The following is a 25,052-nucleotide window of genomic DNA, read 5'->3' as shown; positions in this document are numbered from 1 at the left end:
ATTGGAGAATTCGCAGCGAAAGAGAGGCGTAAAGTTCATCCTTGTTTTTAAAGTAAAGGTAGAGGGTGCCCGGGCTCAGCTCCGCCTCTTTGGCGATGTCTTCCATGGTTGCCTTGCTGAACCCCTTGTCTGAAAAAACCCGTTTGGCGGCAACCATTATCTGTTGTCTGCGCCGTTCACGCTCGCGTTCTTTTCTTTCCTGAATCCCCATATTTTATGAATTCCATTTATTCTTTTTACGAAGTTACATATCTTATTCGATAATTGTCAAGTAAAATTTGTTCACTTATTTAGATTGGCAGCATTTATTCTGCATCGGGTTATCGGGGTGCGCGTCCCCATTCAAACCAATTTTCCCAATGGAAAAAAAACCAGGCGATATGCGTGGAGATATGACCGCAGGACGGATTTTTATTCCGGGAGAATGTCGGTGTGCCGAATCAGTTTTTCAAACTCGGGTTGCAGGGAATGCAGCTGTCGACGGGAATCGATGCAGACGGTCAACCGATAAGATTTTCCTTCGAAGAACCGGGGGGGCAGCAGTTGGATACGCGGGTCCAACTTGAGGGCTTTCAGTTTCCGATGGAAGGCCGCTTCGGCCTTGCTCAGTTCAGGGAACCGTTTCGCTTTCAGCAGCAGCCGCAGTTGCTGAACGTTTTGCGGGACGGTTGCCGCCTGGTTGTCAAGGATCTGAGTGATTTCATCCAGTTGTAAAAATTCGGCAATGGGGATGTCATCGCGCCGGCAGATTTCGGAGATGACTTCCAGCAGCTCCCGTTGAATGTTCAGCCCGGTGGTAATTTTGCGAAAGAAACGGCAAAGGGCCATGGCATCATCGCTATTCAGCCGATGGATGTGCAGGGCGACCGGCAGGGCGAGGCTACCTTCCAAAATCGCTGCCTGCAGCGCTGCTGGCATGCCGGCAACGGGCAAAATCCGATCCCTGGCCGTCTGGCTGGCCGGCAGGCCTGTCGATTGCGCGATTTTCAGCCAGGAGGCGGCCTCACCCGCGGTCCTTTGGAGCAATGCAAAAGCTCGGGATTGTTCGACAACGTTCAGGGTTCGTTGAAAGGAATTCTCGGCGACGGCGATTTGGGCGCACTGCATCCTGTCGGAATCCGGGTGGAGCACGCGGGCCGTAATACCGGCGAGGTGGATTGCTTGGCAGGCGGCGATGCGGCGATATCCGCTGACCACGACAAAGGCCGGTCCCTTCCTGATCAGCACGGGCGGCTGTAAAAGGCCGATGGCGCTTATGGAAAGCGCCAATTCGGTGAAGTCGGTCTCGGTACTGATCTTGAAGGTGTGGTCCGTCGTTTCGATCTGATTCAGCGGGACAGCGATTATGTCAAAGTCCATGACTGTTGCCGGAAAGCAGCGTCAGCGCCTCGACATACTTGGCCCGAGTCTGGTCGATCACCGCTTGGGGAAGCGTCGGACCGGGGGGGGTTTTGTCCCAATCCAGCGAAAGCAGGTAATCGCGCAGATACTGTTTGTCGAAGCTTTTCTGCGCCCCGCCCGGGGAATAGCTGGCTTGGGGCCAGAAGCGTGAGGAGTCTGGGGTCAGGACCTCATCGATGAGGATCACCTCACCGTCCACCAGACCGAATTCAAATTTGGTGTCGGCGATGAGGATGCCCTTTTCTGCGGCTATCTGGGCACCTTTCTTATAGATTGCCAGCGACAGAAGACGGACCTTTTCAGCCAGGGGGGCCCCGATGCGACTGACCATGGCGTTGAAATCGATATTTATATCATGTTTGCCCATGGCCTCCTTCGTGGACGGGGTAAAGATCGGCTCCGGCAGTCGATCGGACTCCAAGAGTCCTTCGGGCAGACGGATACCGCACACGGTACCGTCCTGCTGGTAGGAATTCCAGCCGGATCCGGTAATGTAACCGCGAACCACACACTCCACAGGCAGGGGCTGCGCCTTTTTGACGAGGATGCTGCGCCCTTGAAGATCGGCTGCATAGGGTTGGCAGGATTGAGGATATCGCGCCACTTCGGCGGTGATGACGTGATGGTTGACCAAAGCGGCCATGATGTCGAACCAGAACAAGGAAATCTGGGTGAGGACAACACCCTTGCCCGGAATGGGGTCAGGCATGACCACGTCAAAGGCGGACATGCGATCCGTCGCTACCATCAGATAGGCATCGCCCAGATCGTACATATCCCGGACCTTGCCGCGTTGAAGCAGTTTCAGGGTTGGAAAATCTGTTTCTCGAACGACACGGGTCACTGGCAGCGCTCCTTTCATTACCCAAAATGCGTATTCGCGGCCAGGGTCATAAGGCCGGAAACATTCATAAAGCGTTATAGATTGGCGGAAAAGGCATTGAAGGCATCGATATAACGACGCAGCGTTTCCAGCGATGCCGCTTCGATGGTCAAAAACTGGATACCGGACTGGTAGCGGCCGGTTGCGGTGGTCCGGGTGAAAATCACTTTCCCGCGAATGGTGACCATATCCTCTTTGAGTCCCACGACAACGTCCACCGTATCGCTTTCACCGAGTGGCACATGGGTTTCCAGCATGATGCCGGACTCGGAGACGTTGATCGTGCGCCCCATGCCCTGCAGGATTTCATTATCATTCTCATCCAGATTCACGAAGTTGAGCAGGTAAATGGAGTCCACTCTGGAGTGTTTTCGTTTTTCGTTCATTCGAGTTCACCTTTATCCCGATGGTAAGGGTTGTCGATGGCGGGTACATGCATTCATGTGTTCTGCCGAATACTGGAATCCGCAGGCGTCGCTTTTTTTTTATTCAGTGAACTGCAAACCAGGTCTGCAGTAACCGACATGCAGGTCGCCATATTGTCGACGATGTTTTTAAATGTCGTCGAAAGCCGGTTGTACTCCTTTTGCAGCGATACAGTTTCGATTTTGGCGATTTTGAGATTTTCCGAACCGTAAATGGCGGCTCCTCCCGGCTCTTGTCCCACGTGCAGGAAAGGCACCTCCCCGAAGAAGTCACCTTTATACAGGTGGCACAGGACGACCGGTCCATTTTCGGTGTTACGGACCACGGAGGCCCTGCCCTGCTTCAGCACGTAGAGCGGCTCGTCTGCGTCATGTGCCTGTTGAATGATCACTTTTTTATCTTTTAAAATGTCGGCGGTTTGAATGTTCCCGCCATGGTATTCGACAACGCGGTCAGTCAGTTGTTTAAGCCGTTTGTCCAGACTGGTTAAAAAGGTTCTGAATTCCAGTGACAAGCCCGCATATTCCTGGGCCAGCCGCTGGGAATCCAGCACACCCAGTTGAACATTGCCTACGGCAATGGCTGTGGCCGTTCTGATGTGACCCTGGAGCAAAAAAGAGGCCATGCTGCCGATAAAAGAACCGTCCCCGATGCGGATGATCGGGATGGTGCCCGTGGCCATCTCTTTGACAATATCGACCACACCCTCCAGGATCACCCAGATCCAGCTGCCGTGCTTGCCCTCTTCCACGATGTGTTCACCGTCGAAGAAGTCCTCCTCATCGACCACATACATGTAATCCACGAGCGGTCCCTTGACGATGGACGTTTTCGGCAGCTTGCCTTTCGAGTCGGCAACCTTTTCGAGGGCGATGGCCGGGCCGATCTTCTTGATATGGCCGTCATCCAACAGTTTCATGCCCTCCAGAATGATTCCCATGCGACTTTTGGTGATGCGCTTATCGGCCAGTATGGCTTCCCGGGTGAATTCAAAAGAGCCGCTACCCCAGCCGAAAAAGGAGTAGAGCGCATCAAGCCCTTCCATCTGGCCGTTTTGAGCATTGACCGGGTTTCCTTCGATAAAATAGATGAAACCGGGATCCGGCGCATAACGGTTGATCAGACGCAGTACGCCCGTGCTTCCGCTTGAACCCAGAAGTTGAATGATATCTCCAAGCGACAGGAATCCCAAGCTTCCCGATAGTTCCGCACTTTCATTCATCGGCAGGATCGGCCCCTACTTTGCCCACTTGAATTCTCTTTGCAATGATTTCAGGGTTTCCATCAAACATGCCTTCAGCGTCACCCCCACCCCCGTCCCCTTGACGGCGCTGCCCGGGAAAGCGGGCACTTTCAACTGCCGGTTCAGGTCCCGTTCCATCTGCTCGATGGACATGAGCGGAATGCCCTCATCTGCAAGGTCTCTTTTGTTGTACTGCAAAATGAGGGGCACCTTGAATATGTTTTTGCCGTATTCCTTGAGATTGGTTTGAAGATCTTTCAACGAGATCATATTTTTCTCACGGCGTACCTCCAGCGAGTCCGCCACGAAGACAATGCCGTCCACGCCACGTAAAACCAGTTTGCGCGTCGAGCTGTATTTAACCTGGCCGGGAACGGTGTAGAGCTGCACACGGATATCGCAGCCCTTGATCTTGCCTAACCCCATGGGCAAAAAGTCAAAAAACAGGGTGCGGTCTCCTTCGGTGTTGATCGACACCATCTCCCCGGTCACCTGTTTTTTGTAAGATTTGAAGACATATTCGAGATTGGTTGTCTTGCCGCACCGACCGGGCCCATAATATACGATCTTACACTCGATTTCCCTCTTCTTCAGGTTGAAAATGGCCATAAAGAATATCCTTAGCTGATGTAATGATGTACGCGCCGAAGACCCTGTTTAGCCGCAATACGGTATTTTCACTTAAAGGCGAACTGCAGCGTTCGATAAAATTTCAAGTGCTTGTAATTTTTAGGTCAAGGCAAAAATCACCCTGCTTCGGTCCGGTGTTGATCCTGGTTTTGGCAGCCACGGCCACCGCCCCTTTGAACATGGCAATGGGGGAGTAAAACTGGATGTCATCCAACGTGTCGCCATCTTTCAGTTCCTCAATCAGCCCTTGGTCATTTTTGGAGATGATCAGACTCAACATGCCTCCGGACTGAAAATTGACATCGAACTCGACCATTTTGCCCTTGTGGGAACCGCTGGTAAACGTAATGCCGATGGAGGTGATATCCAGGATTTCCTCTTCCGGCTCGGGCATACTGAACGCTATACCACCGGATTCGGTCGAGACATTTTTTTGGCTCTTTTCACCGACGGGAACCGGCAGCGGTTTGTCGATGCCCTTCTGGTCCAGAATCGGTTGGAGATATGCCCGGATGGACTCCAGTTGGTTTCCGGTGAAAAGGTCCGTCGAATACCATTTAACGTACTGATCGACGGCATCGTCCACCGAAGCGGCTGCCATTTTGCAGCGCATGATATTCTTGGCCGCATCGACCCGGTAGGCGTCGTCTTTGAGCAGTGCTTCCAATTCCACAATCGCGCGTTCGAATTGACCGAATTTGGCCAGGGCGACCGCTTTTTGCAGGTCGTTATCACCAAACAGATTTTTAATCAGATTCTGTCCTTTTTCAGACAATTCAGGAGAGGCAGGTCCGGTTTCCACTTTTTCGGTCTTTTTTTTCAGGGATTCTATTTTTCCCGAAATCGCCTTGAGCAGGCCAGCTTTGTTTTTGAGCCTGTCGATGCGGTGGATCAAGGCAGACGCCGCATGGTATTTGTCCTTCGCTTCAGAAAACAGCCCCTGGGCGCGGTACAGCTCCGCTTCATTCAACAGGGATTTGATTTGCAGATTGATGTCCATTCACGATCCTGTTTTTCTCTGACAGTCCGGCCGGGGTTAAGCAGACCCCGTCGCGTCAGGGCCGCCGATCGCTTGCAAAGCGAATAGGTTTGTTTTTTCGTTTTCCGGGCTTCCAATCATTCGGCGTGAAATGATTCCCAATGAACCTAATGTTTTGCCACGGCCTGTGTTTTATCCTGTTTGACCTTTTATTGTCAACATTTGAGAACTAACTTCTTATAAAACAAACATATTGACTTTGACCGGCGGTATGTTATCAGGTTTTTTTCACCTTTTCAGCCCCAGTTGAAATAGCACACGCCCCGCAATAAGCGGCGGGGCGTGCATCCGCTGTGGCGGTTTACATATACACCCATTAACCCGTAAAGGAGCATGCTATGGACAAAAAAGTTACCGTTGTCGGCGCTGGAAACGTCGGCGCCACCGCTGCCCAGCGGCTGGCTGAAAAAGAGCTGTGCGATGTCGTGCTGGTGGACATCGTCGAGGGCGTCCCCCAAGGCAAGGCCCTGGACCTGACTGAGGCCGCGCCCATTGAAAAGCACGATGCCAAGCTGACAGGCACCAATGGTTATGAAGCGACGGCGGATTCGGACATTGTCATCATCACCGCCGGGATTCCCCGCAAACCAGGTATGAGCCGCGATGATCTGATCAGCACCAACGCGGGTATCATCAAGAGCGTCACCCGGCAGATCGTCAAATATTCTCCCAATGCCATCCTGATTATCGTCAGCAATCCGCTGGACGCCATGTGCCATGTGGCCTTTGAAGCCTCCGGCTTCCCCAGGAACCGCGTGCTGGGTATGGCTGGCGTGCTGGACTCTGCACGCTTTCGTGCGTTTATTGCCATGGAACTGAATGTCTCCGTTGAAAATACCCACGCCTTTGTTCTGGGCGGTCATGGCGATACCATGGTTCCCCTGCCCCGGTACTCCACCGTTGCCGGTATTCCAATCACGGAGCTGATGACCCAAGCGCGCATCGATGCGCTGGTCAAACGCACCGCCAATGGCGGCGCCGAAATCGTCGGTCTGCTGAAGACTGGCAGCGCCTATTACGCACCGGCGTCCGCCGCTGTCGAGATGGCGGAGTCTATTTTGAAGGATAAGAAAAAAGTGCTCCCCTGTGCCGCCTACCTCCAAGGCGAATATGGCATCAACGACCTGTTTATCGGTGTTCCGGTAAAACTGGGTAAAGACGGTATGGAGCAGGTGATCGAGATCACCCTGACCGAGGAGGAAAAAGCCGCGCTGATGAAATCCGCCGCGGCTGTCCAGGGACTCAAGGAGGACCTCGCCAAATTAGGATAGCGATCATCCGTACACGGCATCTTTCGGTCGGGGCCGGCGTTTTACCGCCCTTGGCCTGAACCCGTATTAATCCAACGCTTTTTTGATGGCTTCGGCCATCGACTTGTTGATGCCGGGCAGTGCACCGAGTTCATCCACGGTGGCTGCCCGGATCTTTTTGATGCCCCCGAAATGCTTGATCAGCATCGCCTTGCGTTTGGCACCCACCCCGTTGACGCTGTCGAGTGCGGATTTAACCATTTTACGGTTTCTTTGCCCGCGCTGAAAAGTGACCGCAAAACGATGGGCTTCATCCCGGATCTGCTGCAGCAGTAACAACAACCGACCGTCCATACCCATATTGACCGGGTTGGCCCGGTTGGGCAGATAGATCTTGTCCGCCGTTTCCCCTTTCTGCGCATCTCTCTTGGCAATCCCGGCGATGGCAAACCGCCCTTTCAAACCCAGCTGATCCAGGACCGCGACGGCGATGCTCACCTGCCCCTTTCCACCGTCCACCAGCAGAAGGTCCGGTTGGGGATTGGCCGGTCCGATTTTACCGTAACGACGAAACAGCACCTCGGCCATACTGGCGTAATCGTCCGGGCAGGAGACCGTGCGAATGGTGTAATGACGATAACCGGATTTGTGGGGACGGCCGTTGACAAAAACCACCATGGCGGACACGGGATTCGTGCCGGCCAGATTGGAATTGTCGAAACACTCGATGCGTGCCGGCAGGCGCGCCATGTGCAGCCGCCCTTTCAATCCTTCGAGGACTGCCGTTTCGCGACTGGCTTTCTGGAGCCGTTCACGCAGTGTGTTTTCAGCGTTGCTTTGGGCCATTACCAATAAGCGGTGCTTCTCACCCCGCTGGGGTTGACGGATCCTGACCCGGCGCTGTTTCCATTCCGACAGGGTCTCTTCCAGCAGCGCCGTATTTTCCGGCAATTCCGGAACCAGCACCTCAACTGGAATTGCATGGGCCTGCTGGTAATACTGTCCCAGAAACTGGGCCACCAGTTCTCCCTTCTCGGGTGCGGCCTGGATGAGTTCAAAATGCCGGACGCCCTGCAGATAACCGCGACGGATGGTCATCACGGTAACCAGCCGAAAGTCGCTGCTGCCAGTGATGCCGAGTACATCACGATCCAGAAAATCGGTGGTTACCGTCACCTGACGCTCCAGGGTCCTTTCCAAAGCGACCATTCGATCCCGAAGCACTGCTGCGGCTTCATAATCCTGCGCAGCGGACGCATTCAGCATGTGCCGTCGTATGCGCCTGATCAACTCCGGTGTACGCCCTTTCAAAAAAAGGACCACCTCCCGGACAATGCCGCGGTAGGTCTTCGGGTCAACCGCCAGACAGCATGGCCCCAGGCATTGGCCCATCTGATGGTGAATACACGGCCGGGTCCGGCTGCCCAGGGTGCGGTCGCTGCATTTTCGCAAAGGGAAGGTCTTGTTAATCAGTTTGACGGTCTGCCGCACGGCATGGGCGGATGAGAACGGGCCGAAATAGATGGCCCCATCCCTGGGCGTTTGGCGAACGATTTCGATTTTCGGGAAACTCGACTTGATATCGATGCGAATGGAGGGATAGCGTTTGTCATCTTTGAGCACCACATTGTAGCGGGGCCGATGTCGCTTGATCAGGTTGGATTCAAGGATCAAGGCCTCTTTCTCAGAGGCGGTTACCACGGTCTCGATGTCGGCCACCCGATCGACCATCAGCGCGGTTTTGGCGCTTTGGTTTTCCTGTCGCTTGAAATAGGACGCCACCCGTTTTTGCAGGCAGATGGCTTTGCCCACATAAATGATTTCGCCCTTGTCGTCCTTCATCAGATAGACACCGGAGCGCTCGGAAATACCTTTGATGGCCTCGGCAAGGGGGCTGGATGAATTCGATCGGTCAGGGGGTGGCTGCATGGCGGTATCCGACGCTAACTGAACCCATGGACGATTGTGCTCGCCGATTGGACAGTATCATGGTTGACGATCAGGATTCAAACAGCAGACGTTTTCGCAGCGCCTTGATCCGGTCACGCAGTTGGGCCGCCTTTTCGAATGCCAGATCTTTGGCTGCGGCCTGCATTTGGGTTTCCAGATCGATGATGGCGGATTCGATGTCCCCCCCGGGGCCAAAGCCGACCGGGGTTTCGGCTGTCTGATGCGGTAAGGTCGCCGGCGATTCATAGGCCATATCGAAGATATCCGTAATGGTCTTTTGGACGCTTCGCGGGGTGATGTGATGCGCTTGGTTGTACTGCTGCTGGATGGCCCTGCGCCGGTTGGTTTCGTCGATGGCCTGTTGCATGGAGGCGGTCATCCTGTCGGCATAAAGAATGACGGTGCCGTTGATGTTTCTGGCGGCACGCCCGAAAGTTTGAACCAATGACCGCGCCGAACGCAGAAAACCCTCTTTGTCCGCGTCGAGTATGGCCGCCAGGGACACCTCGGGGATATCCAGCCCCTCGCGCAACAGATTGATGCCGATCAAGGCATCGAATTTACCCAGGCGGAGGTCCCGGATGATGTCCATGCGTTCCATGGTGGAGATATCCGAGTGCAGGTAGCGTACGGCCAGGCCCAGGTCCGTGTAGTATTCGGTGAGGTCTTCGGCCATTCTTTTGGTCAGGGTGGTCACTAGGATTCGTTCACCGCGCTGCTGCCGATCGTGAATCTCCCCATACAGGTCATCCACCTGATTGCGGGCGCTGCGAACATGGACCACCGGGTCGATTAAACCGGTGGGCCGGACGATCTGCTCGATAATCCGGTCTTTCGAGGCGGCCATTTCATATTCCGCGGGGGTGGCGGACACATACACGATCTGGCGGGTGCGCTGGGTCCACTCCTCGAATTTCAACGGGCGGTTGTCCAGCGCTGACGGCAGCCTGAAACCATAATTGACCAGGGTTGTCTTGCGCGATCGGTCCCCCTTGTACATCGCCCGAATCTGGGGTATCGCAATATGGCTTTCATCCACAAAAATAAGAAATTCTCCGGGAAAGTAGTCCAACAGCGTCGGCGGTGGCTGGCCGGCCAGGCGGCCGGTCAGGTGTCTGGAATAGTTTTCGATCCCGTTGCAGTAGCCAATTTCCTGAATCATTTCAAGATCGAACAGCGTGCGCTCGTCGATCCGCTGGGCTTCGATGAGTTTGTTTTCATTGCGGAAGAAATCGACGCGATCCTTGAGCTCTTCGATAATGCTCCGGGTAGCCCGCTCCAGGGTTGCTTTGCGGGTCACGTAGTGACTGGCCGGAAAAAGGGTCACCTGGTTCAGACGTCGGTGGGTGGTGCCTCTCAGTGGATCGAATTCAAAGATATTTTCAATCTCATCTCCGAAATAATCGATCCGGAGGGCCTTGTCCTCCTCGTAGGCCGGAAAAATTTCCACCCGATCTCCCCGCACCCGAAATACACCACGGTGAAAATCCATGTCGTTGCGCTGGTAGTGAATGGAAACCAGCTGATAGAGCAGCCGTTCCCGGGGCAGATCCATGCCGGGTGCAATGTCGATGCGCATGGAAAGATAATCTTCCGGTGCACCCAGACCGAAAATGCAGGAGACGCTGGCCACCACCACCACATCACTGCGCGACAGTACGCTGCGGGTGGCTGAATGGCGCATTTTGTCGATCAATTCATTGATCGACGAATCCTTCTGGATATAGGTATCCGTGGTGGGGATGTAGGCTTCCGGCTGGTAATAGTCGTAGTAGCTGACAAAATACTCGACGGCGTTATCCGGAAACAGATGCCGAAATTCGCTGTACAGCTGGGCGGCCAGGGTTTTATTGGGTGCCAGAATCAGCGACGGGCGGTTGATCCGGGCGATGATGTTGGCCATGGTGAACGTCTTGCCGGAACCGGTGACGCCCAGCAGCACCTGGCTCTTTGTTCCGTCGAGGATGGCCTTGGAAATGGCTTCTATGGCCTGGGGCTGGTCACCGCAGGGCGTGAATTCCGATACAAGCGAAAATGATGGCATGCGAAATCAGGTGATCACTTTCCAATGGGTGCCGTCGGTTTTGTCTTCGAGAATTATTCCCGATTTTTCAAGCTGCTGCCTGATTTCGTCGGCCCGTTGCCAATCCTTTTTTTTGCGGGCATCGCTGCGTTCAGCCACCAGCGCGTCGATGGTTTCGCTGGCGATGGCCATTTCCTGAAGCTGGCTGGCAGTGCGCGTCTCAAAAAAGGCCTGCCAGGGATCCTGCAGAATTCCCAGGATCTTTCCCATTCGAAACAGGTCAGCGGTCAGGGTGAGCAAGGCGCCATGTTTTTGTGCCGCGTCGGCGCCTTCGTCCATGAGCCGGTTGGATTCTTTAACCAGGCCGAAGAGTGTGCCGATGCCCTTGGCCGTGTTGAAGTCGTCGTCCATGGCTTCGCAGAAGGCGCGCCAGTGGGTGCCTGGGGATGGACCATCATCCGGTTTGACGATTCCAATTTCCTGATCCAGGCGCTGCAGCAGGCCGTAGAGTTTCTCCAGCGCCTTTTGCGATTCCTTGAGATTCTGATCTGAAAAATCGATGGGGCTGCGATAATGGCTGGAGAGCAGGAACAGCCGCACGGTTTCGGGATGGTGGGATCGCAAAATATCCTTGATCATCAAAAAATTATTCAAGGATTTTGACATTTTTTCGTTATTGATGTTTACAAATCCGTTGTGCATCCAATAGCGTGCAAAGGGTTTGCCGTGGGCGGCTTCGGATTGGGCGATCTCATTTTCATGGTGGGGAAAAATCAGGTCCTTGCCCCCACCGTGAATATCGAAGGTTTCACCCAGAAAGCGGCTGCTCATGGCCGAACATTCGATATGCCATCCGGGCCGTCCCTCACCCCACGGACTCGGCCATGACGGTTCGCCCGGTTTGGCGCCTTTCCAGAGAACAAAGTCAAAGGGGTTGCGCTTGTTCACGTTGATCTCGACCCGGCTTCCGGCAACCATATCGGTCAGATTGCGGCCGGACAGTTTCCCGTATTCCTTGAACGTCTCCACCGCGTAAAACACATCGCCATCGGCCAGATAAGCGGCCTTTTTCTCCACCAGGACCTTAACGAAGTGGATAATATCATCGATATGGTCGGTGACCTTCGGCTCACGGTCCGCGCGCATCACATTCAACGCATCCATGTCACGGTGGAACTCACGGATATACTTATCGGCAAGCTGGCGGGCGTCCATGCCCACCTCCCTGGCCCGGTTGATGATTTTATCATCCACGTCCGTGAAATTACGCACGTAGGTGACCCGATAACCCATGGCCCTCAGGTAGCGGACCACCACGTCAAACACCACCACCGAACGGGCATGACCGACATGACAGGAATCGTAGACGGTCGGACCGCATACGTATATTCCGACCTGTCCGGGAACTGCCGGTTCAAGTCTTTCCTTGACGTTTGTCAGCGTGTTGTAGATACGCACAGCCATCTTTATGAAAATCTCCTGCGCTGGGGTTATTCCCCGGTTTCCGGGGTCGTGGACTGCAGCATGACCACGCACATGGCGGCGATGCCTTCGCCCTGACCGATGACCCCGAGGCCTTCGGTCGTCGTGGCCTTGATGTTGATCAACCGGTGGTCCACGGACATGCCGGCAGCCATCCGGGCGGCCATCCGATTTTTATGCGGGGAAATCCGGGGTTCCTGGGCAAAAACGGTGGCATCCATGTTGATCAGAACAAATCCGCATGTCTTCACCCGGCGGTAGACGGTCGTCAATAAATCGATGCTATAGGCATCGCGGTAGCGGGGATCGGTATCCGGAAAGTGTTCGCCGATGTCTCCCATGCCCGCCGCGCCCAACAGCGCGTCGCAGGCGGCATGCACCAGGACATCGGCGTCTGAATGCCCCAGCAACCCTTTGTCAAAGGGGATGGTTTCGCCTCCCAGCACCAGCTTCCTGCCGGGCACCAGCCGATGGATGTCATACCCTGAACCGATTCGTTGCATAAGTGCCGTTTATGACTGCATGCCGTTATCCAGATGATTCCCATAGCACAATTGGTTTTTGCCGTAAAGCCACAGCAGATGGGGGAAATAGAATCCGGCCGGCGACCGACCCAGGCGGACAATCATAGGGCCGGTGGTTTTTCGCCGGTGACGGCGAAGGCGTTGACCGGTTTGAATTTTCCCTTGGTCTGAATTCTGCCGATGGGGGAAGCCTCAAAACGGTCCTGCACCATGCGCCACGTATGATCCGAGACCAAAATCTGACCGGGCTGGGCCGAGGAACACAGCCGGGAGGCTGTATTAACGGTATCGCCGATGACTGAGTAGCTCATGGTGTGGGAGGAGCCGATATATCCCGCCATGAGATTGCCGGTGTTGATGCCGATGCCGATTGTGATTTTTGGCCGACCCGTTTCAAGGCTCTTGCGATTGAATTCGGCAAGTGCCGCATGCATGTCCAGAGCGGCCCTTACGGCCCGGTGAGGATCGTTGTCGTGTAAAACGGGAGCTCCCCAAATTACCATCATGGCATCGCCGATGAACTTGTCCACCGTACCTTCATGGCGAAACACCACCTCCACCAGCACTTCGTAATACTCGTTGAGCAGTCGCAGCACTGCCGAGGCCTGGTTGTTTTCACTGATCGTGGTAAAGCCGCGGATGTCCACAAAAAGGACCGTTGCCACCCGGTCCTTGCCTCCCTTTTCAACCTTCAGTTCACCGGAAACGACCCGTTCGGCAAGATCCGGTGAGAGCAACCGCTGAAAGCGTTCACGGGTGGCGGCATCGCGCTCCAGTTTGGCTTCGGCTTTTTTGCGTTCGTTGATGGTGTACTGGGCATGGGAACCGAAAATGGCGAAAAGGCACAGCACGATGATGCGGGTCCACACCTCGTCCAGGTTGACGCCAAGCAGTTGCTCGAACCAATTGTCGTAGCTGGTAAAAATGGATAGGATGGAATCGAGAACCCAGTAAACCACCGCCAGGCAGAAACCGATCAGCATCATATGGTCGGCCAGGCGGTCGGTGCGCTTACCTGCCTTCATGGGCGGCGCTCCGGGAAAAAATATCACGAATTTTCATCTTGACCTGTTTGAACGCAACGCCTGAACATCCATGGTTGTACCGGCAACCGCGTCGAAATGGCAACCTGCCAACACGCATAAACAAAATTGACTGAAAATAGAGGCTGGCTCGCTTTTTTTCAAGCTCTATTGCGATGACGGGCGGGTTTTTCAGCATTTGACGCCTGACAACCAGCCTGCGGAGACGACCGGACCCTGTCGGATCTCTCCCGGAAAATTCCCCAAATATCTAATAATAAAAAAACGATAAGCCTTACTCGACCGGCTTTTAAGTCTTGACAAACACCGCCGGAATGGGTCAACATCGTTGCCGCTTGCATGCATGCCCGGCCTTGCACGTCCTTCGCCGGAATAGAATCCCGTGCGTGTAGGCAAATCCTGACTATCTTCATCCGACAATCGCCATATCGACACGGAGCATTGAATTGGTACGCAAGGACGAGATCTCCTCCACTGAAAAACTGCTCGACCTGATCCGTGACAACACTTCACCCCCCGCTTCCGCCGATCCGGCCCAACCCGCCCCCGTGTCACTGAAAACGGGTCTGTTCAAGGCCCTGCCTTTTCAAAAGGCCATCGGCATCGGTGTTGAGATCGGTGCCCATGATATCAGAATCGCCAGGGTAAACCGGATTTCCGAAAAATCCTTCGAGTTGATAGACTACGCCAGCGTTGCCGTCGAGCCGGGTGATAAATATCATGCCCCCCAGCTGGCCAAACATCTGGCTGCCCTGTTGTCGCGGTTCTGCGCGGGGCTGAAACGCTACGAAATCTGGTGCTGCGTGGCCTCGGCAAAAGTGGAAACGCGGTGCATCCGCATCCCCAAGTTGCCAAAAAAGCAGATTCCCAATGCGGTGTACTGGACCTTTTCAAAGGAAGTGCCGTTCAACGACAAAGAGGTGCTGCTGGATTTTAGGATATTGGGCGATGTGAATGAAAACGGCATGACTAAAACCCGGGTGATGACGTTCACCATTCCCATTGCTGAAACGGAGGCCCTGAAAAGGCTGTTTGTCAGGACCGGTTATCCACTTGCCGGCATTTCCATCGTCCCCTTTGCGATTCAAAACCTGCTGAAGACCGATATTGTCACCCCGAAGGGGCACGATGTCTGCTGCCTGTTCGTTGGCGAAGATTGGTCACGCATTACCATCTACGCCAACGCAAACCTGGTTCTCTCACGTGGAATCAAGGCCGGCTTGCACAGCATGATCGATGCCATTGCCGAGCAACACCGCCATTGCTCGCCGACGGCCCATTCGCCCATGCGGGTCATGGAGGGCCGTGACGGGGATCATCCCACTGAAAAAGATGCGCATTATGCTGCCGCCCAGGAGGACTTGCATCGATTTTTGTTGGACGAAAATACAACCGACACGGGCACACGGCCGCAAGGCCAGTGCAGGATCGATTGCTTCCAGGCCATTCTTCCTGCTGTCGAACGACTGGTCAAGCAGGTGGAGCGTACCATCGCCCACTATTGCATACACTTCCAGCGCAGCGGGGTCAGCGAAATTCTGCTCTCCGGAAAAGTGGCGGGCAGCTCAGCCATCATCGCCCACATTGGATCTCAATTGGGGATACCCGTCAACAGCCTGAACCCTTTTCCGCAGCCGCATCCATTTACCAGCAAGGTAAAAATCCCGGACCTGCCGGCGGTGAAGGAGAGTTTCGTTCCGTCAATCGGAATCGGTCTCTCCTCAAACGACCTGACGCCCAATTTTCTTTTCACCCATCGCCATCGCGAACGCAGGGACCGGGCGCGCAAGGTCAGGATCGGCATTTCAGCCGCCTGCGTTGGTTTTTTGGTGATGCTGTTGTGCGGTTACATCTGGCAGGAAAACCGCATGGCGGCCAAGGCCGCCGAATTGGCTCGTTTAACCCGCCAACGGGATGCATTCAATGTGCCGTTGACCCAGGAACTGGTCATGGCCCTGTATGCCAAAGTCAACGAGAAAAGAAGCCGCATCACCACCCTCAGCGAGCGCTATTACTGCTCTGCCGTCATTGCAGAAGTCAGCCAGCTTACCGCGGCCAATATTCAGCTGATCACTTTGCGCGCCGACATGAATGCACCGGCAGAGGCGAAAAAGATCAGACTCGGGTCGACATTGACGCTGGACGGAATCATCACGGGAGAAACGATCAGGTTCGAAACCGATCTGGCGAGCTATATGCTCGCCATGGAGGCTTCTTTGCTGTTTAAAAAGCCCGTTTTAAAAAACAAGCGCCTTCAATTTCTGGGTGAACAGCAGGTGCTGCGATTTTCGATTCAGTTGGAACTGGTGTGACCGGGGCAGTTGAATGGATGGAAGGGCCGATACACTGACATGATGGCCGATCGTAAAAATCAAAACAGCCCCGTTCTGGTGATTATTTGCGCCCTGGGTCTGCTGGCGTTTCTGCTGGTGGTCATCTACCCGAACTATCGCGCTCTGAAAACCTACGACCGACAGATCGCGACAACCAACGCAGAAATTGCCCTCAGACAGACGCTTGCCCCCATCTACCGGGAACTGATTGAACGGGTGCGCCTCGCGCCCGCAACCCGGTTGAAGGTGGTGGAAAAATCAAGCTTGGATAGGGCCGATACCGGGCGTCTGACCCAGATTTTTGAAGCTATTGCAGAAAGCGCCTGCCTGACGCTGGAGAGTGTGGTCCCGGATGCACAGGCATTTGCGCAGGGCGACGGCCGTCTGCAGGTCGACGTGGTTTTCCGCGGTGATTTTCTAAACATCCAAACATTGATCAACACCCTCGTCGAACACGCTTTTGTGGAGCGGATTCTAAACATTCACCTAAACAGCACCCAAGAGAACAAATGGATCAAACTTTCCGTGGCGCTGTTGCACCGTTGAACCCACATGGACGCCCAAGAAGGACCGCACCTACCGATGTCTAAACGGGAAAAAATTATCGTGTCCGTGATGGCGGCCACCGTTTTGCTGGGCGGGTATATTTATTTCATGCCATGGGGCGCGGGCAGTCGCGGCGACAATCAACCCGAACCCGGCCCAGCGGCCCTCGATTTTTCCCAAAAGGTGATCCAGAAACTCAAGGAAGACACGTCGCTGGCCAAGGAACTGTACACCATCCGCATGGCTGATCGCCAATGGGATAAAAGTCCGTTTTTAAAAAACGAGGCGCTGCTGTCGGATACCCGGCAAGACAGTCCAGCCGATGCGGCGGACGCTGTCGGCGCCCGATTGGACCTGGTTTACTCGGGCTTCCTCGAGGTCGGGACCAGGCGCCTGGCGATTATCAATGGAATTGAGTACGCGTTGGGGGAAGCCATCGACAACCAGGGAAGGTATGTTCGCCGCATCTTTCCACATCAGGTTGAAATCGGCAGGCTAAACACGCCGGACGTGGTCCTATTAAAATACATGGAGTACGAAGCCATCAGCGGCAAACAGGAATAGACCATCAGGGAGCCCCATGTCATCCTATCATCGCAACCAATGGGCAGCGTCAGCTTTGGCAGCCATTTTTCTGTTGAGCGGTTTAACAGGATGCGCGCAGCCGAAAACTCAGAAAAACAACCCCGTTTTCGACCAGTGGCAGGCCAGGGCAGCTGAATCCAAAGGGTTTTCACCGCCCGAACAGCATCGTATCATCGATATGCCGGAAAGTCTGCCGCCTGCGGATGAAACCGCTGCCATGGGACCCAGAAACGATAAGCCGCTGCCTGACAAATCGGTCACCCTGAAAATTCACCAGGCGGATATCACTGTGCTGTTGCGGGCCCTGGCGCGTTCCGTGGGCATCAGCATTCTCATCAACAACTCGGTCCAGGGAGTCACCAGCCTCAACGCAGATAAGATACCATGGAATCAGGTATTCGAAGGCATCCTGAAAACGCACGGCCTCTCATACGCTTGGGAGGGCGACCTGCTGCGCATCGTCAGCCTGGACGACAAAGCCAATATCGTCCGCCAGTTGGAGGCGGACCAGAAGATCCTGTCCACACGAAGGCAGATGGAGCTTTCTGAACCGCTGGTGACCAAGATCGTCCACGTGGACTACGCTGACGCCGCCAAGCTGAAAACCAACCTGGAGAAGTTTCTTACCGAAGCGGATAACGGGAAAATCCTTGGATCGGTGTTGTTGGATGAGCACAACAATGCGTTGATTATCCAGGCCGCCCGCAGCGACCTGGAACGCATGATCGCATTGATTACCCAGCTGGATCAACCCACGGCCCAGGTGCTCATTGAAGCCCACATCATTGAGGCCACCAGTGAAACCGCCAGAGCGCTGGGTGTGCAGTGGGGGGGGCTTTACACCGGCAGCGACTATTGGGTCACCCCCAATGCCGGCGATGCCATCGGCTTGACGGCTGCGGATGCGCTGAATCCGTCGTCCGGTTTGGCGGCGAACTTTCCCGCCGATTTGTCCGGCGCCGCGGTCGCCGGGTCTGGATTTACCCTGGGCATGATCATCAAGTCCGGCGATCTGCTTCTGGCGGCTCAGCTCAATGCGCTGGAAGAAGAAGGCAAACTCAATATCTTGTCCAATCCATCGATTACCACCCTGGACAACCAGACGGCCATAATCGAAAGCGGAGATGAGGTTCCCTTCCAGACGATAGACGACAACAACGTTCAGATCGAATACAAAAAGGCCGTGCTTCGACTGGAAGTAACACCGCACGTCATCGCAGGCGACACGTTGAAGATGGATATCATCACCAACAAGGATGAACTGGATTTTACCCGCACCGTGTCGGGCAATCCAACCGTGATCACGAAAAAAGCCCAGACCAACGTGGTTCTTTTTGACGGTCAGACGACCGTGATCGGGGGCTTGAACAAACAGACCGACCGGAGCATCGATTATGGTATTCCCTGGCTTCGCGAAATTCCCGGCCTGGGCTACCTGTTCAAGGGGGAATCGAAAAACAACCAGATGCAGGATCTATTGATTTTTATTACGCCCCACATCCTGAAAAGAAGACCACCGGAGGCAATGCTTCCCCAGGTAGAGATCGAATCGGCGCCGGTTCAATAGCGACCCAAGCAGAAGGCCCGCCGGAAATAACACCGGTGCTGCCAGTGGATATTCCATGGATTATTTCACCATACTGCATCTGGACCGGGAACCTTTTTCCAACTCCCCGAATCCGGATTTCTTCTTCCAGTCCAGGCAGCATATGGACTGCCTGCAGAAGCTCGAACTGGCCGTTCGTCTGAAACGGGGGCTCAATATCGTGATCGGCGCCGTGGGTTCAGGCAAAACCACGCTCTGCCGAACCCTGCTGAAAAAACTATCCGGTGACACCGCCATTGAATCCCACCTGATTCTGGATCCCGCATTCAACACACCGGTTGCCTTTCTGGAAGAGATCTGCGCCATGATCGTCGGCAAGGCGTGTCCTGAAAGTGATGCACACCGACTCAAGGAACACATCAAGCATCACCTGTTTAAAAAAGGCGTGGATGATCGCAAATCGGTCATTGTGCTCATCGATGAAGCCCAAAAGCTGCCGCTATTCTGCCTCGAAATCCTCAGGGAGTTTTTAAACTACGAAACCAACGATCACAAACTGCTGCAAATCGTTCTATTCGCCCAGGAGGAATTGCAGGAAATTCTGGATCGCCACGCCAATCTGGCCGACCGGGTCAATCTGATCCACCGCCTGGGGCCGATGAGCCTGGCCGATACCAGCCGGATGATCCATTTCCGGATCAGGCAGGCCAGCAGCCAACCCCGCCAGCCGGATCTGTTCACCCGTCCGGCCCTGCGCGCGATTTACCGTGCATCGGGTGGATACCCCCGGAAGATCATCAATTTGTGCCATCAGTGCATGCTGGCGTTGATTGTCCAGAATCGCAGCCGTGTCAACTGGCGCCTGGTTCGGACCTGTTCGGACCGTTCGCTGGCCCAGCACCGGGGCCACCAGAAGAAATCAGGCCGGCTTTTCATTCCGACGCTGGCCGTTTTGGCGGTCACCGTGATGCTGTACGTTTTCGCTCCAGGTGGGCTTCAATCCGTTCTCAGGTCAGTGGGCGGCAGTGACCTTGCGGCAATGCCGCAGAAAGAACTTCTGGCGCAGCCGGATGCCGTTCAAGCGTCACAACCGGAAATACCGGTGGACCACTTCCGGCAGCATCCCGCAGGCCGGCCGGCTGTCGCTCCCGCTCAGCCGATCGATCGTATGGCCGCCGGCGATAAACCTACAGCATCACCATCAGCCGTCAGTGTGGATACCCATTCGGCCGCACCGATCGGCCCTGAGCCGGTTCATGCGGCAGCCGCCACCGATCCGCGGACAGATAAAGCGTCCGCCGTGAAATCGCCCCCCCCGTCTCTGATCGGTGCGCTGCGGGTGAAGCAAAACGACACCCTGGGGGAAATGATCAAGGTCGTCTATGGTGATTTTCGAAGCCGGTATCTCGAGGCGCTGCTGGACGCCAACCCCCACATCGGCCATGCCGATGCCATTCGCGTGGGCGACACCATTGCCTTTCCGGCAATTCCGGCAAGGATGGTTAAACGATCGTACCCGTTGTGGTGGCTAAAGGTGGGAGACAGCGAATCACTGGAAGCGGCATACAGACGGGCCATTAAAACTTCAGAAAACAACGACGGGCCAACCATGCGGATTATTTCGCAGTGGAGCCATCTATCCGGCATCAAATATGGGATCTATGTTTTCGGCTATTTTTTCAATCCCTCGGCTGCGGAAGCCATGCGGGCCGAATTGCCGGCCGGACTTTCCGGATCCGCCGAAATCATTTCCGGCTGGCCGGCCGATACCATCCTTTATTGCGACCCTTTGGTGGGGCGAGGATATTGATGATGTCGGACTCGATCGGGTGAAAACGTGAAAGCAAAGCAGAAGCTTGGTGAAATGCTCATTGACGGCGGTCTGCTGACCGAAGAGCAGCTCAGGCAGGCTGTTGTCGATCACAAGCGCAGCAATATGAAGCTGGGGGAATACCTGGTGCGCGAGGGGATTGTCAACAGCTCCGAAATCGTGGAGCTGGTCTCCCGGCAGCTGGCCATCGAAAAATATCGCCCTGACGCCTACCCTATCGACATCTCCCTGGCCGCGGTCATTCCGCTGGAGATGTGCCAGAAATATCAATTGATACCCATTGAGCGAACGAACCACCTGCTCAAGATCGCCATGACCGACCCAATGGATATCAATGCCCTGGATGCCATTGAAGTGTATACGAATATCGAGGTAGAGGCGGTCATCTGCACCTATCAGGAAATCAACCATATCATTTCCAGCCTGTACGGCACCTATTCCGCCATCGGCGGGGTGCTGGACGGCATGAGCGAGATGCAGATCGAAAGCGCCCAGGATACCGAAGCGGCGGCCATGACGGAAGATGTGGAAGTCAGCTCCCTGCATGACATGGCGGAAGAGGCGCCGGTCATACGCCTGGTGAATTCAATTCTCTCCCAGGCTGTACGCGAGGGGGCCAGTGACATTCACATCTCACCGGAAAAGGACTTTGTCCAGGTGCGCTTTCGCGTCGACGGAAAACTCCATGAGGTCCCGGCTCCACCCAAGTCATTAATTCTTTTAATTATTTCAAGGATCAAGATTTTATCCAACATGGATATTTCCTTGTCCAGGATCCCCCAGGACGGCCGTTTCACCATCCGTATGGACAAAAAGGAGATCAATATCCGCGCGTCGACCATTCCCACCATTTATGGCGAAAACCTGGTTCTGCGACTGCTCGACACCAGCGGCGGGGTCTATTCGCTGGAGCACCTGGGCATGCGTGAAGCAGATATTCGCAAGCTGGAGCCCATCATCAACAAGCCTTACGGGATGATCCTGAGTACGGGACCCACGGGCAGCGGCAAGAGCACCACCTTGTATTCCATACTCAAGAAGATCAACCAACCGGACATCAATATCATCACCATTGAAGATCCGGTTGAATACCGGGTCAACAAAATCCGTCAGATCCAGCTCAACCGCAAGGCGGGGATGACCTTTGCCAGCGGCCTGCGTTCGATCATGCGACAGGACCCGGATGTGATCATGGTGGGAGAGATACGCGATTCGGAAACGGCCGGCATCGCCGTTCAGAGCGCCCTCACCGGCCATCGGGTGCTGAGCACGGTTCACACCAATGATGCTGCCGGGGCCATTACCCGGTTCATCGACATGGGCATCGAACCCTTTCTGGTTTCCTCCGTGATGCTGGTTTCCATCGCCCAGCGTCTGGTGCGAAAAGTCTGCCCCTTTTGCAAAAAACCCTGGAAGCCCCCGGCCGCCGCCCTTTCCTACTGGGGGTTGGATAAGGTCCAGGGTGCCGATTTTGTTCAAGGCAAAGGCTGTTTCAATTGTATGGATAAGGGATATAAAGGGCGCACCGGAATATTCGAAATCCTGGTCATCGACGAAATGATCCAGGAGATGATCCTTCGCCGGGCGTCATCCCAGGAAATTATGCGCACGGCCAGGGAGTCCGGCCATCTGCAAAGCTTGAAAGACGATGCCATACGAAAGGTGATCGAGGGTGAAACCACCCTCGACGAAGCCGTATCTGCAGTGATGATGTAGCAACCCGTGCGAGTCAGAAAATTCCATGGCCAAGTATTATTACCAGGCAATTACTGAAAACGGAAGTTCCGTAGCCGGATCCATTGATGCCGATTCCGCCGAAGGAGCCACCAGTGCCCTCGTCTCCCGGGGCTACATCCCGCAAAAGATAAGCGACGCATCAAAATCGGGGCTTGGTTTTTTCCTGACCGAACTTCAAGAAAGGCTGACACCTGTAAAACTGCCTGAGTTGATCTTGTTTACCAAGCAGCTCAGGACCCTGATCCGCGCCGGCGTTCCCATGCTCAAACTCCTCCAGGTCCTTGAAAATCAAAGCGAAAATAGCAAGCTTAAGCGCATCATCGTCTCTATTTCCCAGGATATCCGGGAAGGCGGGAGCCTGCATGACGGATTCAGGAAATACCCTGCAGTTTTCAGCCCCCTTTACTGCAGCATGCTGCGTGCCGGGGAGACCAGCGGAGCCCTGCCCGAAATTCTGGACCGGTTGATCTATATTTTGGACCATGACCATAAAATTCGGACCGATATCCGTTCGGCACTCCAGTATCCGGCGATCGTGATCATGGCGCTGCTGGCGGCCTTTTTTATTTTACTGACGCTGGTCATCCCCAAATTTGCCGGCATATTTCTGAAATCGGGACTCCAGTTGCCCCTTCCCACGTTGATCTGCTTGAAATTATACGCCATCTTGACGGCATACTGGCCGATATTGATACTCATGGGCGTGGGTTTGGCAATTCTGATTAAAATCTACCTGAAGACCGATGTCGGTCGATTCAGACGCGACAAACTCCTTCTTCATCTGCCTTTGCTGGGCGTGCTGGTCCGCAAGGCGGCCATGGCGCGGTTTGCAAGTATTTTTGCCATTCTTCAAACCAGCGGCATTTCCGTACTGGAAACCATGTCCATTCTGTCTGAGACCATCAACAACGCCGCGTTGTCCAGGGCATTCGCCACCATCACGGAACGCCTCGAGGAGGGTCGTGGAATCGCCGGGCCGCTGGCCACATCGCCTTATTTTACACCGATCATTATCAATATGGTTGCCATTGGCGAAGAGTCCGGCAATCTGGATGAGATGCTCCACGAGGCGGCTGAGCACTACGACGCTGAGCTGGAATTCGCCATGAAACGGATCTCCGATTCCATCGGCCCACTGTTGACGGTATGCCTGGCAGCCGTGGTGCTGTTCTTTGCTCTGGCTGTCTATCTGCCCATGTGGGACCTCGTGAAAATGGTAAAATAATGAAAGATATTCGATTTAATATCAGTTTGTATATCATCGTTCCGGTTATATTCGCTGGAATTGCCATTTTGTCGATCATTGTCACCTACAACACGACCACGTATTACCTGGCCAAAGCGATCAACCCGCGCGGACCGGTTGCCCTGTGGGGTGGGCTTTTGATTGCATTTACCCTGATATGCGGCATCCTCATCGTCAAGTTGATCATCGATCCGGTAAAACGGTTCGTGATCAGAGCCAAGGATCTGGGGGTTGTCAAGAATGTTCAACCGCCGGCAAGTGCTTCTGCTATCAACGACGACATGGGCAAGTTTACCCGGGTGTTCGACCAGGTTACGGAGCTGTTGAGCAAAGTCGAAGCCCAACAGCTGTTTCCGGACATCATCGGACAGAGCAAGGTGATGCGCGGCGTTTTTAACCAGATTGTTAAAGTGGCGCCGAAAGAGTCGACGGTGTTGATAACCGGGGAAACCGGCACAGGTAAAGAACTCATTGCGCGGAGCATCCACCAGCACAGCAAGCGGCAGGACCATCCCTTCGTGGCCATCAATTGCGCCGCCATTCCTGAAGGCTTGTTGGAAAGTGAATTGTTCGGCCACGAAAAAGGGGCATTTACCGGTGCAAACACAAAAAAACCGGGCAAATTCGAATTGGCCGATGGCGGCACCCTATTTCTGGATGAAATCGGGGATATGCCGCTGGATACCCAAGCCAAGGTGCTGCGGGCCATTGAAGACAATACCATTGAACGCGTGGGGGCGATCAAACCGATAAAAGTCAACGTCCGTTTTATTGCCGCAACCAATCGCAATCTTGAAAAGATGGTCGAGGCGGGTCGATTTCGCCAGGATCTGTTTTATCGGCTCAACGTCTTTCCCATGGTGCTGCCACCACTCAGGCAAAGGCGTGAAGACATCCCCCTGCTCGTAGAAAAATTTTTGCATGAAATGGGCAAACAGTTACACATCTCATCGGAAGCCCTACAATTGCTGACGACCAATGACTGGCCCGGAAATGTGAGGGAACTCAAAAATGCACTGGAATCGGCGGCCGTTCTTTCTGACCATAAAATTCTACCCGCCAACCTGCCGGCATCGTTGAGTCGAATTGATAACGCTCCAGGAAACGCTTCCAAAGAATTGGCGTTGAGATTTGACGGACAGGAAAATGATTCGGATTTAGATGCGCGGATCAAGAATTATGAACGGCGGATCATCATCGACGCCCTTCGACAATCCGGCGGCGTCCAGGTCAATGCAGCCGGCATCCTTGGTATCAAGGAGCGAAGTCTGTGGCACAGGATAAAAAAACACCACATCAATATCGCGGAATTCAAACACTGAGCCTGACTTAAA

21 protein-coding genes are annotated in these 25,052 nt (G+C 54.5%); 9 read left to right on the top strand and 12 right to left on the bottom strand.

Going from position 1 to position 25,052, the window contains the following annotated elements; genetic code table 11:
* From R6V78_RS14840 to R6V78_RS14810, 7 genes are all read right to left on the bottom strand, one after another.
* Positions 1-211 (bottom strand): helix-turn-helix domain-containing protein (locus tag R6V78_RS14840; RefSeq protein ID WP_410290154.1); only part of this gene is annotated, 211 nt, incomplete at its 3' end.
* A 200-nt stretch (positions 212-411) separates the two neighbouring features.
* A complete protein-coding gene (locus R6V78_RS14835) occupies positions 412-1,359 on the bottom strand; it encodes a ParB/RepB/Spo0J family partition protein (protein WP_410290153.1) in 948 nt (315 codons plus the stop codon).
* The gene (locus R6V78_RS14830) at positions 1,349-2,245 is read right to left on the bottom strand and encodes a phosphoribosylaminoimidazolesuccinocarboxamide synthase (protein ID WP_410290152.1); all 897 of its coding nucleotides are present in this window, start codon (positions 2,243-2,245) and stop codon (positions 1,349-1,351) included. Before R6V78_RS14830 ends, R6V78_RS14835 begins: the two co-directional genes overlap by 11 nt.
* A gap of 74 nt (positions 2,246-2,319) precedes the next feature.
* Positions 2,320-2,670, bottom strand: a complete 351-nt coding sequence (locus R6V78_RS14825) for a PilZ domain-containing protein (RefSeq protein ID WP_410290151.1) — start codon at positions 2,668-2,670, stop codon at positions 2,320-2,322.
* A 53-nt stretch (positions 2,671-2,723) separates the two neighbouring features.
* Positions 2,724-3,932 carry a cyclic nucleotide-binding domain-containing protein gene (locus tag R6V78_RS14820; protein WP_410290150.1) on the bottom strand — a complete coding sequence of 403 codons (1,209 nt, stop codon included), beginning with the start codon at positions 3,930-3,932 and terminating at the stop codon, positions 2,724-2,726.
* 15 nt (positions 3,933-3,947) lie between these two features.
* Positions 3,948-4,562 carry a GTP-binding protein gene (locus R6V78_RS14815; protein ID WP_410290149.1) on the bottom strand — a complete coding sequence of 205 codons (615 nt, stop codon included), beginning with the start codon at positions 4,560-4,562 and terminating at the stop codon, positions 3,948-3,950.
* 103 nt (positions 4,563-4,665) lie between these two features.
* Entirely contained in the window at positions 4,666-5,583 is a 918-nt protein-coding gene (locus tag R6V78_RS14810; protein WP_410290148.1) for a hypothetical protein, read from the bottom strand.
* Between the two features lie 377 nt (positions 5,584-5,960).
* Between R6V78_RS14810 and mdh the strand changes: the two genes are divergently transcribed.
* On the top strand, positions 5,961-6,893 hold the full coding sequence (gene mdh / locus R6V78_RS14805; RefSeq protein ID WP_410290147.1) for a malate dehydrogenase: 933 nt from the start codon (positions 5,961-5,963) through the stop codon (positions 6,891-6,893).
* A 66-nt stretch (positions 6,894-6,959) separates the two neighbouring features.
* Here the strand turns inward: mdh and uvrC are convergent, their stop codons facing one another.
* The 5 genes from uvrC to R6V78_RS14780 form a co-directional block, all read right to left on the bottom strand.
* Positions 6,960-8,801, bottom strand: a complete 1,842-nt coding sequence (uvrC, locus tag R6V78_RS14800; protein ID WP_410290146.1) for an excinuclease ABC subunit UvrC — start codon at positions 8,799-8,801, stop codon at positions 6,960-6,962.
* Between the two features lie 70 nt (positions 8,802-8,871).
* On the bottom strand, positions 8,872-10,866 hold the full coding sequence (gene uvrB, locus R6V78_RS14795; RefSeq protein WP_410290145.1) for an excinuclease ABC subunit UvrB: 1,995 nt from the start codon (positions 10,864-10,866) through the stop codon (positions 8,872-8,874).
* A 6-nt stretch (positions 10,867-10,872) separates the two neighbouring features.
* Positions 10,873-12,309, bottom strand: a complete 1,437-nt coding sequence (gene cysS / locus R6V78_RS14790) for a cysteine--tRNA ligase (protein ID WP_410290144.1) — start codon at positions 12,307-12,309, stop codon at positions 10,873-10,875.
* 26 nt (positions 12,310-12,335) lie between these two features.
* Positions 12,336-12,830 (bottom strand): 2-C-methyl-D-erythritol 2,4-cyclodiphosphate synthase, encoded by a 495-nt coding sequence (gene ispF / locus R6V78_RS14785; RefSeq protein WP_410290143.1) that lies wholly within the window; start codon positions 12,828-12,830, stop codon positions 12,336-12,338.
* Between the two features lie 122 nt (positions 12,831-12,952).
* Positions 12,953-13,876 carry an adenylate/guanylate cyclase domain-containing protein gene (locus R6V78_RS14780; protein WP_410290142.1) on the bottom strand — a complete coding sequence of 308 codons (924 nt, stop codon included), beginning with the start codon at positions 13,874-13,876 and terminating at the stop codon, positions 12,953-12,955.
* Positions 13,877-14,340: 464 nt separating this feature from the next.
* On the opposite strand from R6V78_RS14780, the gene R6V78_RS14775 reads away from it, so the two are divergent.
* From R6V78_RS14775 to R6V78_RS14740, 8 genes are read left to right on the top strand one after another with little or no spacing between them, the layout of a single operon-like run.
* The gene (locus R6V78_RS14775) at positions 14,341-16,206 is read left to right on the top strand and encodes a hypothetical protein (RefSeq protein ID WP_410290141.1); all 1,866 of its coding nucleotides are present in this window, start codon (positions 14,341-14,343) and stop codon (positions 16,204-16,206) included.
* Positions 16,207-16,245: 39 nt separating this feature from the next.
* Positions 16,246-16,773, top strand: a complete 528-nt coding sequence (locus R6V78_RS14770) for a hypothetical protein (protein ID WP_410290140.1) — start codon at positions 16,246-16,248, stop codon at positions 16,771-16,773.
* A 36-nt stretch (positions 16,774-16,809) separates the two neighbouring features.
* Complete coding sequence (locus tag R6V78_RS14765; RefSeq protein ID WP_410290139.1) at positions 16,810-17,337, top strand: hypothetical protein; 528 nt, start codon at positions 16,810-16,812, stop codon at positions 17,335-17,337.
* A 16-nt stretch (positions 17,338-17,353) separates the two neighbouring features.
* Entirely contained in the window at positions 17,354-18,925 is a 1,572-nt protein-coding gene (gene pilQ / locus R6V78_RS14760) for a type IV pilus secretin PilQ (RefSeq protein WP_410290138.1), read from the top strand.
* A gap of 55 nt (positions 18,926-18,980) precedes the next feature.
* On the top strand, positions 18,981-20,714 hold the full coding sequence (locus R6V78_RS14755; protein WP_410290137.1) for an AAA family ATPase: 1,734 nt from the start codon (positions 18,981-18,983) through the stop codon (positions 20,712-20,714).
* 27 nt (positions 20,715-20,741) lie between these two features.
* Positions 20,742-22,451: a GspE/PulE family protein gene (locus tag R6V78_RS14750; protein WP_410290136.1), complete on the top strand. Its 1,710-nt coding sequence runs from the start codon at positions 20,742-20,744 to the stop codon at positions 22,449-22,451.
* 25 nt (positions 22,452-22,476) lie between these two features.
* Entirely contained in the window at positions 22,477-23,697 is a 1,221-nt protein-coding gene (locus R6V78_RS14745) for a type II secretion system F family protein (protein WP_410290135.1), read from the top strand.
* Positions 23,697-25,040 (top strand): sigma-54 interaction domain-containing protein, encoded by a 1,344-nt coding sequence (locus tag R6V78_RS14740; RefSeq protein ID WP_410290134.1) that lies wholly within the window; start codon positions 23,697-23,699, stop codon positions 25,038-25,040. The genes R6V78_RS14745 and R6V78_RS14740 overlap by 1 nt, the downstream gene beginning before the upstream one ends.
* Positions 25,041-25,052 lie beyond the last annotated feature (12 nt).

It is taken from the genome of Desulfosarcina sp. (assembly GCF_046496365.1).
In the GTDB taxonomy this organism is placed as follows: Bacteria; Desulfobacterota; Desulfobacteria; order Desulfobacterales; family Desulfosarcinaceae; genus Desulfosarcina.
Note: the sequence above shows the minus strand (reverse complement) of the source record. Positions and strands in the feature narration are given on the sequence as shown.